This window comes from Lachnoclostridium sp., assembly GCF_031997925.1.
Classification (GTDB): Bacteria; Bacillota; Clostridia; order Lachnospirales; family Lachnospiraceae; genus Lachnoclostridium.
Genome location: NZ_DAMADT010000015.1, coordinates 60,424 through 74,596, shown reverse-complemented (window position 1 = coordinate 74,596; position 14,173 = coordinate 60,424). Strand labels below are relative to the sequence as shown.

Here is a 14,173-nt window from a genome sequence, read left to right as displayed (position 1 = left end):
AAGTTCCACAGTTACCCAAATATAGTATGTATTTTTAGCATAACTATACTTCCTATAATAAAGTCTTTTATAAAAGTAACTCAAATGTTTGGATAATTATAAAAAAAACAAGAAAAAGTACGCATCACGAACTATTCCTTGTCATGAATTACAAAAAAAGCAAAAAAGATACAACAATCTGATTAGAATTTTGTATTTTTTTGCTTTTTCAAAACAACATTATTCAATTGTAACTTTTCCCTGCGCAGATACTTTTTCTATCTTAGCTTTAACATACTCTGGATCACCAAGATATTCTTTACTAAGAAAATTTCCTTCCTTATCAAGTTCATAAGCCAAAGGTATCCCAGTTGGAATATTAACATTTAATATCTCTTCTGGAGACATATCTTCAATATATTTCACAAGTGCCCGCAATGAATTACCATGCGCAGCTATTAACACTCTCTTTCCTGCCATCATATCTTTAAAAATGACTTCGTTATAATAAGGAACTACTCTTGCGATCGTATCTTTTAGGCTTTCACCTAACGGAAGTATCTCACATTTTTCTTGTCTATATTGATCTAGAAATCTTGGATTTCGCTCGTCTTCTTCTTTAAGTAGAGGGGGGGCAATATCATAACTACGTCTCCAGATTTTAACCTGTTCCTCTCCATATCTATCTGCTGTGTCTGATTTATTTAATCCCTGTAACATACCATAATGCCTCTCATTAAGTTTCCAGCTTTTCACCACAGGTAGCCAAGCTCTGTCCATCTCATCTAATGCTCGGTTTAAGGTATGGATCGCACGTTTTAAGTAAGAAGTATAGCAGACATCAAAATCATACCCCTTTTGTTTCAGCGTGATGCCTGCCGAAGACGCTTCTGCTTTCCCCGTCTCAGACAAATCGACATCCATCCAACCAGTAAATAAATTTTCCTTATTCCATTCACTTTCGCCATGTCTTAATAAGACTAATTTCATGCTATCAACCTCCTAAATAGTCAAAGCGAATTTGCTAATTTAAATCAAAGCGGATATTTGCAATCTGCTTACGCTACTTGCTCATAACCTCATTGCCTTATACGATTTCTTTCTCTCGTTCATTTTTTTAGTATACTTATTTTATTATATCGCTATTTTATTTACTTTGATTCTGTTTTTAAGGTTTCCTTATACAAAATTAATTACTTTACCATTGATCGACCATTTTTCATCGCAATATTGCTATTTGATACTGTATATGATACGATATTTATAAGATATTAAACAAACTAATCTATCATAATGTAGCTACCCTTGTACTCTGCTATCTCATAGTAACAAGAAAAAGTACGCTTCGCGAACTTTTCCTTGTCATGAATAACATTTTGTTGATAAAGGAATGAAAAATTATGAAGAACGCAATATTACATAATCTTAGTGAAGATAATCGCCGCAAAATTCGCTTGCGACAAGATACGGAACGTTTTCATCGGGTAGTTAATGGAAACTATGAACTAGTCAAGTATCTTCCTGGGTCTTCGATTCGAATTTGGTATAATGTTGAGAATATTGATTTTTCGACTCATTGGCACCCAGCATTCGAAATTATAATTCCACTTGAAAATACCTATACAGTTAGAGTATCGAATGAAGAATATCTTTTACATCCAGGTGATATTTTAATCATCCCTGCTGGTGAATTACATTATCTGATGGCACCAAACAGCGGCTCTAGACTAATCTACTTATTTGACTCCTCCATTATTTCAAAGTTGAATGGATTTTCCTACCTTATACCTTACATATCCCAACCAATTTTGATGTCACAGGACACCCACTCACAAATATACACAGAAGAAGCGAATCTGCTAGAAAAGATGTGTGAGGAATATTTTAGTGACAACAATCTTCGGGAATTAGCCATCTACTCTCACTTATTGAACTTTTTTGTTACACTTGGAAGATATCGTATGAATGTAGAAAATACGTTTTCCTATGTACATCAAACAAAGCAAAAAGAGCTTATCGACAAGTTAAACATTGTATTTGACTATTTGGATCAGCACTACATGGAAGATATCACACTTGAAAAAGTTGCAAGCGTTGCGGGATTTTCTAAGTTTCATTTCTCCAGATTGTTTAAGCAGTGCTCTGGTCAGAATTTTTATGATTTTCTTTGTTTTAAACGAATCAAATCTGCTGAAATGCTTCTGCTAAACCCTGATTTAACAATTACAGAAATTGCATTACAATCTGGTTTTTCAAGTTTATCTACTTTCAATCGAACGTTCAAACGTTCGAAAAACTGTACTCCAACCGAATACCGCGATCTTTGCAGTAAAGGATCGCATCCATTAGAAATGAATCCTTAAAAAAATATAGAAAAGACCCTGTAAATCAGGCAGTTTTAGAGGTAACTCTTAACTTTCCTTTTTACAGGGTCTATTTCATATAAAACAAGGAAAAGTTCTCAATTGTACTTTTCCTTGTTTTATATTTTTATCGTATTATAGATAACATTTCAACTATCGTACAGTTATTTATTTTGAGCGGCTATACATTTCATTGTATAGATCTTCTAATTTATCAGAATTTAAATTCTTACAGCTTGCTACATAAGCGTCCCAATCGTTTGTGATGCTCATTTGACCAGTCACGAACTTAAGTGTACATGCGTTTACATTGTCAATCAGTGGAGTCTTCCAAAGATTAATCTGGTCATTTTCATCTTCTGTTCTAGCGAAGGAAGGATTTAATGGTTTAATTGCTCTATCAGCAGCAACTCTTGCATAGTAATCCTGCATAACAGGTGTAAAGTTATCTGTTAACTGTTCATTGCTACCGCCATACCAGAAGTTTCCGCCTGCATACCCAAGCTCAAGTCTTAAATCTTTCTGCTTTGTTTCATCGGTTACTGGTATACCAAGTCCTCCACAGAACCAATTCTCAGTCAAAGCTTTTACTTTAAGTCCAGTTGCTGCATCCGTTACATAGTTCCAATGTTCACCCTCAACACCCCATTTTGTAAGTGTTTTACCAGCATCAGAGTACCATAACCAGTCAACAAAACGAAGCATCTTAATAAAATCATCTTCACCAAGTTCTTTTAAAGCCTTGCTCGCAATCATAACACCATTCTCAAGACGAGTGTTTTCAGAAGTATATTTATTGTTTCCTTTAGGATATACAGTTAAATATGTCTCGTAATTTCCTTTGCCGATACCTTCATCCAAGCCTTGGTGCCATGCTGTATACTGAGAACGGTTAACACTGATAATCGCAGTTTCACCACGATAGAATTTATTATTAGCAGTAACATCATCCTGTGTAAATGTTTCAGGATCTAAGATGCCACCAGCAATGTACTTATTTGCAACAGTTACAAATTGTTTGTAGTTATCTGATGTTGATGCGAAATACCACTTATCTGTTGCAGCATCGTATTGCATACCATCTGCGACTGCCCAGCCAGAAGGAACATCATAGGAAGCACCCATTAACTTAAGAAGGTTACCACCATTTCCTTGACCTGACTCAGTTCCACACCAAAGATCTGACCAGATATAATCACTTTCTTTGCACATACCTTTGCTTACCATATAAGCCTTAACACCAACTAAGACATCATATAAATCATCCCATGTCCAATCCTTCTCAAGAGCAGCAACATCATATCCAGCTGCTTTAAAGATATCGTTACGAATTAAGAAAGTATAATCCTGTAAAGAACTCTCTTTCATACCAGGAAGACGATAATACTTATTATCTGCACGAACGATTGTCTTAACATCTGCTTCCATACTATACTTATCATAGAATTCCGTATAGTTTGGCATATACTGTACCCAATCGGATACTGCAACTACAGCGCCACCATCAACAAATGCGGATTCATCGTAAGTTTTAGGAATGATATATGCAGACTGACCTGCATTAATCAAAAGAGCTTTTTTGCTATCGTAATCACCACTATCAATTTTTGTAACGTCTAAAGTTACATTTGTTAATTCTTTAATCTTAGCAAATACTCCCTCTGTCTCCCATCTGTCTACCATTGGATACCAAGCAGCATCACTAAATAGCATGGAATATGTAACTGGTTCATCTGAATGGAATATTTTGTCCAAACCAAATTCATACCCTAATTTTACTTCTGGTACTGGTGTTGCATCTGGTGCTTTTGTTGCTGTTGGTGCAGTCGTATTATTGTTGTTGTTTGAAGACTCTTTACCCTTGTTACCACACGCAGTCAAAGATACTACCATGGCTACACATAAAACTAAACTAAGAACCTTTTTCTTCATAGTTTCCCTCCCATAATAAATTTTGATGTCTATACTAACTCTCTTTCGAAAGAAAGTATCTAGGTATAGCCCCCGATTTTACTTACTTCTATTCCTTTACACCACCAAGCATCATTCCTTGTACAAAGTACTTTTGTATAAAAGGATAAACACAAATGATTGGTACTGCCATTAATACCATACAGCAAGATTTGATATTGGCTGCTATTTGCATAGTCTCTGCGTTTACTGCACCAGGATTTGCTGAGGTTGATGCTCCTATAATAATCTGTCTCAAATAATAAGCAACTGGCCATTTTTCTCTATCATCCAAATATAAAAAAGCCGTGAACCAATTGCTCCAATAGCCAGCCATATAGAACAAAGTCATGGTTGCCATAATTGGCTTTGAAAGTGGTAATACAATTTTAAAGAACACACCAAATTTAGATAGTCCATCTATTTCGCCTGCTTCTTCTAGTTCTTGCGGAACATTTGCAAAGAAAGATCTCATTAGAAGAACATAATAAGTTCCAATTAACCCTGGAAGGATAAAGGCTGCCACTGTATTTCGAAGCCCAAGATTATTAATTAACACATAATTTGGTATTAAACCTCCACCAAAATACATAGTAAAGATAATAAATGGACCGAAAAACTTGTTTAATCTAAGATGAGATTTCGATAACGGGTATGCTAGTATAGATGACATAATGAGTGATGCTATTGTGCCTATTACAGCATAGATAACCGTATTCAAGTAGTACCGCTGAAAATCTCCTTTTGCAAATACTGACTTATATGTAACAATATTAAAATCTACCGGAAATATGGTAACTTGCCCTTTTATAATCGCCGCTTCTGAGGAAAACGATTGAGCAACCAGATAAAGAAATGGATATAAGGTTGCTATCGATATTATAATCATAAGGATTGTATTAAAAACTTTGAATACCTTATAACTTTTTGATTCTTTTATTTTAGAAGGAATGTAATTCTTATTTTGCTTTGCACTAACTAATACTGACATCTCGCTACCTCCTATTACCAAAGTCCACTTTCAGTGGTTTTCTTTGATATAATATTCGCTGTCAATAGAAGTACCAAGTTAATGATACCCTCAAATAAACCAACTGCTGTAGCATAACTATAGTTACCAGAACCAACACCCATTCGATAAACATAGGTAGAGACGATATCAGAAGTTTCATAAGTCATTGGATTATAGAGCAAAAATACTTTTTCAAAAGCACCACCTGAACCAACTAATCCACCGATGTCTAAAATTAACAATGTTGTTATAGTTGGAAGGATACACGGCAATGTTATATGCCATACCCGTTTAAAACGATTCGCTCCATCCACAGTAGCTGCTTCATAAAGACTCGGGCTAATTCCTGCAATAGCAGCTAGATATAATATAGTTCCCCATCCAAGTCCTTGCCATATTCCAGATCCTACAAAGATGGTTGGAAACCATTGTGGTAATGAGATAAATGAAATTGCTTCTTTCCCCATGGACTCTAAGAGTTTATTGATTGGACCATTCATGGATAGTAATTCTTTTACCATACCAGCTACAATAACCATGGAAATAAAGTGTGGTAAGTAAGATACTGTTTGAACAAACTTTTTCCACGGAAGACACTTTATCTCATTGAGTAGTAATGCAAAGATTAAGGTCGCAGGAAATCGTACCAAAAGGTAAGAAAAATTTAAGGTTAACGTATTTTTAAATGCACGCCAAAAACTTTGATCACCCATAAACTGCTTGAAATACTTTAATCCACTCCACTCATCACCGAATATACTACTTCCTGCTCGGTATCGACGAAACGCTATGATGTTACCAAACATGGGAATATACCGAAAAATTATATAATACGCAATCGGTATCACCAGAAATGCATATAGATGCCAATTACGCTTTATATGCCTTAAGAGCGGTTCCTGTTTTGCCTTTTTGGTCTTTAATGCTTGCTCTTTTTTCATAGGACATTTCTCCTCCCAATTGTTATTTCATATCCTTTGTTTATAAATTCATTATATGTATATTTTATAAAACATGCTAGCCATATTTTGCTTTCAAGCATTCAATTATTGCTAATTTTTAAAATTATCGCCTTGTTTTTTGGTTGTTTTGTTACATATAAAGAGATAGAATTATTTTTTCTCTATTAATTTATCCTATTTTGTGATACTATTATCAATCTTTTTGTGCATTTTATATAATATGATTTTTCTACATTTTGTGTCATATTTCTAGGAGACTACAGCGCTTTTCATAGATACAAGAAAAGTACTCTTCGGAACTTTTCCTAAGATACAAGAAAAGCATTCATCGCAAACTTCTCCTATTTGAAAGAAAGATCACTTCACGAACTTTTCCTATTTGCTAGAAAGATCACTTCACGAACTTCCTTGCATAATTCAAAAAAGCACCAGATAGTCCAAATGTGATATACTCCCTGTCAAGGAGCATATCAAAATGGATCACCTAGTGCTTTATCATATCAAGTTATTTTAAAATTGTTTCTATTTGTTTTAATTCATCTTCTGTAAACTTAGTATTACCAACAATCTTGACATTCTCTTCAATCTGCGATGCTTTTGAAGCTCCAATTAAAACACTTGTTACTTCTCCATCACGTAATATCCAAGAAAGTGCCATCTGAGCAAGACTTTGGCCACGCTCTTTCGCTATGTTTTGTAATGATATTATTTGATTTAATCTTCCTTCTGTAACATCACCTTCTTTTAGGAATCTACCATCGGTTACTATCCTACTGTCCTTTGGTATTCCGTTAAGATAACGATCTGTTAATAATCCTTGCGCTAATGGGCAAAATGCAATAACTCCAATCCCGTCTTTTGCTGCGTAAGACTTTAATCCATCATCTTCAATGGTTCGATCGAATAGTGAATATTTTCGTTGATTAATAATAAATGGACACTTAAGATCACGAAGGATTGCAGCGGCTTTTTCTGTTTGTTCTTTATTGTAGTTGGAGATACCAACATATAAAGCTTTCCCGCTTTTTACAATAGCATCTAAAGCAAGCATCGTTTCTTCTAGTGGAGTTTCAGTATCTGGTCTGTGATGATAAAAGATATCAACGTATTCTAATCCCATGCGTTTTAAACTCTGATCAAGACTTGAGATTAAGTATTTTCTTGAACCCCAATCACCGTATGGACCTGGCCACATATAATAACCAGCTTTCGTGGAAATTACTAACTCATCACGATATGGTTTAAAATCAGTAGCTAAAATTCGTCCGAAATTTTCTTCTGCACCACCTGCTACCGGTCCATAATTATTTGCTAAATCAAAATGTGTAATACCATAATCAAAGGCTGTTTTACACATATCTTTCATATTATCATAACTTCCGTTGCTTCCAAAATTATGCCATAATCCAAGGGATACCGCTGGTAATTTTAATCCGCTCTTCCCGCAACGATGATACTCCATACGATCATATCGATTTTCATTTGCAATGTAACTCATAATTCTACCTTCCTTTCTGAGATAAATACATTTTATAAATAGTAAAAATCAATCTACCATATAAACTATGGAATTAACATTGTAATTGATTCCCTCCTATATGATTTCTTATCCTTAGTCTACCCCTTAGAGTTAACTCAAAGTCAAGCAATATTTCTAACTTTTCTTCTAACTTTTCTAACTTTTCAACTTTTCAACTTTCCTATAACTTCTTAGACATTAAATTTGATGAGTATATGGCATTATTTGATATGCAACAAAACAATCTCTATGTTATAGTGAACTTAAGAAAAAAATCATAAATTCACTGAAACAAGAAAACTCACGATTTACGAACTTTCCTTGTAACGAATAATGTAGTAATGCTATGAATTAATTTCGTTTCATAATTATAATATTTGAAGGAGGAAACTCTCCATGAAACTTTCACCACTATTCAGTAATGGAATGGTTCTTTTAAGAGAAAAGGAACAAAAGCTTTTTGGTCAAACAGCTCCCAACAGTAATGTTACCATAAACTTTCTATCACAAACTTATCATACCTTCTCAGATACTTCGGGTAATTTTACAATTACGTTGCCTAAAATGTCTGCAGGAGGTCCATATGAAATGTCTATCATCGGTGATGAAATAATCACCATACAGGACATTTATTTTGGAGATGTTTATTTACTTAGCGGTCAATCTAACATGGTACTTCCAATTAGTAGAACGTTAAACAAGAACAAGATAAATTGGCAAGCAAATTCACTTATTAGGAGTAATAATGCTGATGAAATCCATCGTGTGAACGAGAAGTTTATCCGATATTTTACGGTTCCAAAACAATATCAATTTGATACTCCCGCTGACGATTTAGAGGAGGGTATTTGGTTAAGTGTCACTCCTGAAACGATATTACCAATGAGTGCTGTTGGTTATCACTTTGCAAAAGAAATTCATGATCGATATGATATTCCCATTGGTCTCATAGAAGCTGCGGTTGGTGGTGCTCCAATTGAAGCATTTATAAGTGAAGAAACACTCCGTCAATTTGGCCGATATGATTCCATCATAAAACAGAATAAACAAAAAGAATATGTGGACAGTGTAATAAATGCAGACAACGATCGCATGCAGCACTGGTATCAAGCTCTTGATAACATAGATCTTGGACTGAAACAGCAAGAATGGTATCAGCCAGAGTATCAAGAGGAAGGATTTACATCGCGAGTTGTTCCAGAGCTTTTTAGAGATAACACTATTGGAGCTATCCGCGGTAGCTTTTGGTTTCGTAAAACCTTTACTATGGAAGAGGACTACCTTGGGGAGGATGCTATTCTATATCTTGGAAGTATTATTGATTCAGATCAAGCATACCTAAATGGAAAACTTATTGGACGTACAGAATATCAATATCCGCCGCGATGCTATCCTATTCCAGCTGGATTATTGAAAAATGGGGTTAATGCACTTGTGGTTAGAGTAATTAGTAGTACACATGATGGGGGATTTGTACCAGATAAACCTTATGGAATACGATATGGTTCAAAATTCATTGATCTATCCGGCAATTGGCAGTTTCGAATCGGTGCTACTTGTGAGACCCTGCAATCTCAATCCTTTTTCAATTATATGCCAACTAGTTTATATCAAGGAATGATTTATCCCCTTCGAAATTATGCAATTAAGGGAGTTTTGTTTTATCAGGGAGAATCCAATGATTCTCATCCGGAGTGGTATGAGGAACTTTTTAGAGCGATGATCAAAGACTGGCGAACCTTGTTTGATAATCAAAGTCTTCCATTTCTTTATGTACAATTAGCCAATTTCGGTGACCACAAGAGATTTAACACAGGTACGAATTGGGCTTATCTAAGAGAAGCTCAACGTCATATACTTAATGTACCAAATACAGCAATGGCTGTTACATTAGATATCGGAGAGTATAATGACCTACATCCTCAAAATAAACAAGCCGTCGGCAAACGTTTAGCACTTGCAGCTAGAGCTATTCTCTATGAGGAAGATATTACATATCAGGGACCTATCATTTCGGATTATAACTTTATCCTCATAGAAGATAGGCCATATTTAGAATTATTTTTTTCTTCCGCAGAAAATGGACTTTTAATCATGGGTGACCAAATTCAAACACTTGAATTTAGTACGGATGGTTTAACATGGGAAGTAGCGAAAGCTTCCATCGATGATAATAAACTTCTTATATCGGTTACGACAAAATGGCCACAGTTTGTTCGATATGCATTTGCAAATAATCCTGAAGGAGCAAATTTATATAACACAGAAGGCCTACCTGCATCGTCCTTCCTATTATCACTGCAAGCAACATCTTAATTATACTCCTAAATCGAGGGGCTGTCGCACTAAGAAATTAGTGTGCAGCCTCTTTTTCATGTAATAAATCAATTGTTGTTCATCAAGCCATGTGTTGGCTATCTGATTTGCCAAAACCTCTCTGGTCTAATCCTACCCGTGTAAGAAAACGATAATTTCTCTTCCTTCTAAGTTCAAATCTTATACGTTATATTTTGTAACGTTATGTCGAATAATACATATAATATAGTAACACTAGAAAGAAAGGAGTCGATTTAATGTATATGTATAATTCAGATAACTTTGATTGCAAGGAAGAGAAAAAACCTAGACCTAAAGAAGAAGAATTTTGTGTTCAAGTAAATATCTTTTGTGATGAAGATGATAAGAAAGAACGTAAAGGACACAAAGAAGAGGATTTTTGTGTTCAGGTAAATATCTTTTGTGATGAAGATAAAAAGGAACATCACAAAGAAGATGATTGTAAAAAAGAACGTAAGGAAGAAGAATTTTGTGTTCAAGTAAATATCTTCTGTGATAAATGCAAGAAGGAACATTATTAATAGAGTCTTCTAGTATAAAAGCAAATAGCCTGTCACGTCATTGTGACAGGCTATTTGCTTTTATAATAACATTAATATTTTTATAACAATTCTTTTCTTAGTTCCTCTGGGCTCTTTGCACTAAGATAAGCTGGTGGAATATCAAACACTGTTTTACATCCCTTATGTCCCTCTTTATTTAAACGATATGCAGCTCTAGCATAGGCAACTAATACACAAGAGGTAAATTCTGGATTGGAATCTAGTTTTAGAGAATATTCGATAATGTGGGAATGTTCTTCCTCCCAACCAGTCTTTCCACTGCGAATAACAAAACCACCATGTGGAATTCCACTATGATTTTTCTTTAATTCTTCTTCGCTAATAAAATGAACTGTTGTATCATAATCTGCAAAATAATTTGGCATTGACTTAATTTCCTGTTCAATCTTTGCTAAATCTGCTCCAACATTTGCTACTACATAACACTCTCTTATGTGCTTTTCTCTGGTAGTTAACTTAGGATTTTCACCATTTCTAACTGATTCTAATGCAGCTTCAACAGGTATGGTATATTGCTTTCCATCTTTCACACCTGCAACACGACGAATTGCATCGGAGTGTCCTTGGCTAACTCCTTTACCCCAGAATGTATAATCAGAACCTACTGGTAAAATTGCATTTGCATACAAACGATTTAAGGAGAACATACCTGGATCCCAGCCAACAGAGATGATAGCTACATTTCCGTTTTCTGTCGAAGTCTTATTTACTTCATCAAAATGTACTGGAATATTTGCATGGGTATCAAAGCTATCTACCACATTAAAATATTTCGCATATTCTGGTGTCTGTTTTGGTAAATCAGTTGCACTACCTCCACATACGATAACAACATCCATACTATCCTTCATCTTTAATATCTCATCCACATGATAAACCTTAGCTGTTTTAGTTAGTATGTTTACTTCTTGTGGTGGGCGGCGAGTAAATACTGCAACTAACTCCATATCGCTATTTTGCTTGATTGCACATTCTACCCCTCGACCTAAATTTCCATATCCGATAATACCTACTCTAATCGACATATCTATCTCTCCTTTCGTTTCTTTCTATTTGACAAAAGTGCCCAAATAACCTTATTAGTTTCATTATGTCATGAACATAAATGAAAATTCCACGTAAAATTGTAACAGATTCCTTATTATACTGCAAATAAAATTTCTTAGCACATTCTTACTTTTACAAGTTTTCAGATCAAAACCTAAGAAATATGAAATCAAAAATACTAAGTTTTTTATTAAAGTTGCTAAATTATTCGGTAGGATAACCTATTTTTTTATGCTATAGTAAATACCGTACCAAAGATGCTAATATCTGTTTGTATTTCGTGTTGATTATAAAACTCTTTTGCAAACAAAGTCACACAATGCGTCTAAAAATCAATTGGTAACAATATCATGAAGGAAATTTTATGATTAAACAAACGATATGGAATAATCAAACAACTTATTATTTATCAAACGACGACATCTCAATCTGGTTAAATCCATCCGATGGAATGAACCTATATGAAATCCTATATCAAGGGAAACCCCTTATAAAATTTTATGAGGACCGTTTAATAGAGGATAAAACCTGTAGTGTAATGACTTTATTTCCAACCCCGAATCGTATCCGTGATGGTGTTTTTGTCTTTGATGGTACGAAATATCATGGAAAAAATCACGGAATCGTTAAGCATGCAACCTTTCAAGTTAACAATTTATTAGAATCATTGCAAGGTGGAACCATTGAAGCTACACTAACAATATTACCGGAAGATAACAATGTTTATTATAAAGCCCTTCCATTTGCTTGCACTTTAACACTTAGAATCACCTTAGATGGGACTACAATTACCTACGATTATAGCGTATGTAATCTTGATAATAAGATACTCCCATATGGAATCGCTATTCATCCATTCTTCGAGAAACAAGACGAAGATGTTAGTATACAAGTATTTGCTGATTCCTACATGGAGAACGATTCGCATCGTTTACCAACCGGAATAATTATGAAAGCGATTGGTGAATTTGATTTAACTAAGCCAACTAGGGTGAATTCATTACATCTGGATCATGTATATACCAACATAAGGAATCAGCCATGCGCATTGATTCACTATTCGGATAAAACTGTTAGTTTGCAAACGAGTGAAGAATTTAAAAAGCTTGTTGTTTATACACCAGAAAACAGCCCCTTCTTTTGCTTAGAGAATCAAACTTGTTCCACTGATGCTATTAATTTGTACCACAAGGGTTTTGTTGAAGAATCCAGCCTTATTTGTTTAAAGCCAAAGGAGCAAAAAGAAGGAAGGATTCAGATAGAAATTTTGCCAAAGGATTGTTAGGGTGCCGCATTCCTTAGGTATCAAATAGCAAGCATCAATCTCTTTCTAAGTTTTAACCACAAATGGGGCTGTCACAACAAGCATTGTGACAGCCCCATGATTAGGAAGAAATCTTTACACAGATTTATATACTTTTTTATTCTGTCATTCCCTTGAGAACCTTATACAGTAGTTGATAAAGCTCCTTTGCTTCCTTCGGATCAAGTTTTATACACTGTCCCATTTGTTCTGGAATACTAGCAGCTTGCTTCTTCAATTCTTCACCTTGTGCGGTTAGCGAAACAATTAAGGTTCTTTCATCCTCTTTGGACCGCGCCCTAGAAATATATCCTTTTGACTCTAATTTCTTCAAGACTGGAGTCAAGGTACCGGAATCAAGATACAAATATTCACCAAGTTCTTTCACATTCAGCTCTTTTTTCTCCCACATGACCATCATCGTGATATACTGAGTATAGGTAAGATCTATGTTATCTAAAAACGGTTTATATAATCTTATAATCTCTTTTGAACAGGCATAAAGCGGAAAGCACAATTGATTCTCTAATTTTAATGCATCGTATTCCTCTAACATGGCTTAACTCCTTTATAATTTATCATGTACAATCTAATGTACCACTTTTTTTATACTTGTTCAATCCTAAACGCCATGACTACCCTCTTTGATGGAAACATAATAGTTATTCTGATTATCACACTTGAAAACGTTCCAGCTCAATAGGCTGGATATTTGTGCTGAGGATGACGCAGGCACGAATATCTATTTAGAAATCGAAGATTTCCTTCAATTTTTACTCTTGAAATTTTTCAACTTTAAAGTAACTCTCTCATTTTATCCTCTACTACATCCATGTGTTCCATTGGTTCAAAACGTTCTACTACATTTCCGTCTCGATCCACTAAGAACTTAGTAAAGTTCCACTTAATATCAGGTTCATTCGCATAGTTTGGATTTGTTTTTCTAATTACTCCATCTAGAACTGAAGTCATTTCTTCCTCTGGATCAAATCCTTGGAAGCCTTTTTCTTTTATTAAATATTGATACAACGGAATCGCATTTTCTCCATTAACATCTATTTTAGAGAATTGAGGGAAGGTGATGCCAAATCTAGCGTCGCAGAAGCTTACAATTTCTTCATCACTACCTGGAGCTTGC

General features: G+C 34.8%; 11 protein-coding genes and 1 pseudogene. 4 read left to right on the top strand and 8 right to left on the bottom strand.

Annotation, left to right across the window (positions count from 1 at the left end; translation table 11 throughout):
• Positions 1-219: 219 nt before the first annotated feature.
• Positions 220-969, bottom strand: coding sequence for a 2,3-diphosphoglycerate-dependent phosphoglycerate mutase (gene gpmA, locus RTP52_RS11335; RefSeq protein WP_312371362.1), 750 nt, complete (start codon positions 967-969; stop codon positions 220-222).
• A gap of 410 nt (positions 970-1,379) precedes the next feature.
• Here gpmA and RTP52_RS11330 point away from each other — a divergent pair, with 410 nt between their 5' ends.
• Positions 1,380-2,342 carry a helix-turn-helix domain-containing protein gene (locus RTP52_RS11330; RefSeq protein ID WP_312371361.1) on the top strand — a complete coding sequence of 321 codons (963 nt, stop codon included), beginning with the start codon at positions 1,380-1,382 and terminating at the stop codon, positions 2,340-2,342.
• 168 nt (positions 2,343-2,510) lie between these two features.
• On the opposite strand, the gene RTP52_RS11325 is transcribed toward RTP52_RS11330, so the two are convergent.
• The 4 genes from RTP52_RS11325 to mgrA all read right to left on the bottom strand — a co-directional run bounded on the left by RTP52_RS11325 (position 2,511) and on the right by mgrA (position 7,764).
• On the bottom strand, positions 2,511-4,274 hold the full coding sequence (locus RTP52_RS11325) for a hypothetical protein (protein WP_312371358.1): 1,764 nt from the start codon (positions 4,272-4,274) through the stop codon (positions 2,511-2,513).
• An 88-nt stretch (positions 4,275-4,362) separates the two neighbouring features.
• Positions 4,363-5,283 (bottom strand): carbohydrate ABC transporter permease, encoded by a 921-nt coding sequence (locus RTP52_RS11320; RefSeq protein WP_312371356.1) that lies wholly within the window; start codon positions 5,281-5,283, stop codon positions 4,363-4,365.
• Between the two features lie 14 nt (positions 5,284-5,297).
• Positions 5,298-6,245, bottom strand: a complete 948-nt coding sequence (locus RTP52_RS11315) for an ABC transporter permease (protein ID WP_312104458.1) — start codon at positions 6,243-6,245, stop codon at positions 5,298-5,300.
• A 526-nt stretch (positions 6,246-6,771) separates the two neighbouring features.
• A complete protein-coding gene (mgrA, locus tag RTP52_RS11310) occupies positions 6,772-7,764 on the bottom strand; it encodes an L-glyceraldehyde 3-phosphate reductase (RefSeq protein WP_312371354.1) in 993 nt (330 codons plus the stop codon).
• A 417-nt stretch (positions 7,765-8,181) separates the two neighbouring features.
• On the opposite strand from mgrA, the gene RTP52_RS11305 reads away from it, so the two are divergent.
• Positions 8,182-10,101 (top strand): sialate O-acetylesterase, encoded by a 1,920-nt coding sequence (locus RTP52_RS11305; protein ID WP_312371353.1) that lies wholly within the window; start codon positions 8,182-8,184, stop codon positions 10,099-10,101.
• 257 nt (positions 10,102-10,358) lie between these two features.
• Positions 10,359-10,643, top strand: a complete 285-nt coding sequence (locus tag RTP52_RS11300) for a hypothetical protein (protein ID WP_312371352.1) — start codon at positions 10,359-10,361, stop codon at positions 10,641-10,643.
• Between the two features lie 80 nt (positions 10,644-10,723).
• Here the strand turns inward: RTP52_RS11300 and RTP52_RS11295 are convergent, their stop codons facing one another.
• Positions 10,724-11,710 (bottom strand): diaminopimelate dehydrogenase, encoded by a 987-nt coding sequence (locus tag RTP52_RS11295; protein WP_312107278.1) that lies wholly within the window; start codon positions 11,708-11,710, stop codon positions 10,724-10,726.
• Positions 11,711-12,096: 386 nt separating this feature from the next.
• On the opposite strand from RTP52_RS11295, the gene RTP52_RS11290 reads away from it, so the two are divergent.
• Complete coding sequence (locus RTP52_RS11290; RefSeq protein ID WP_312371351.1) at positions 12,097-13,017, top strand: aldose 1-epimerase; 921 nt, start codon at positions 12,097-12,099, stop codon at positions 13,015-13,017.
• Positions 13,018-13,153: 136 nt separating this feature from the next.
• On the opposite strand, the gene RTP52_RS11285 is transcribed toward RTP52_RS11290, so the two are convergent.
• Positions 13,154-13,591 (bottom strand): MarR family winged helix-turn-helix transcriptional regulator, encoded by a 438-nt coding sequence (locus RTP52_RS11285; RefSeq protein ID WP_312107281.1) that lies wholly within the window; start codon positions 13,589-13,591, stop codon positions 13,154-13,156.
• A 239-nt stretch (positions 13,592-13,830) separates the two neighbouring features.
• Positions 13,831-14,173 (bottom strand): annotated as a pseudogene (locus RTP52_RS11280) (glutathione peroxidase); the annotation flags it as partial.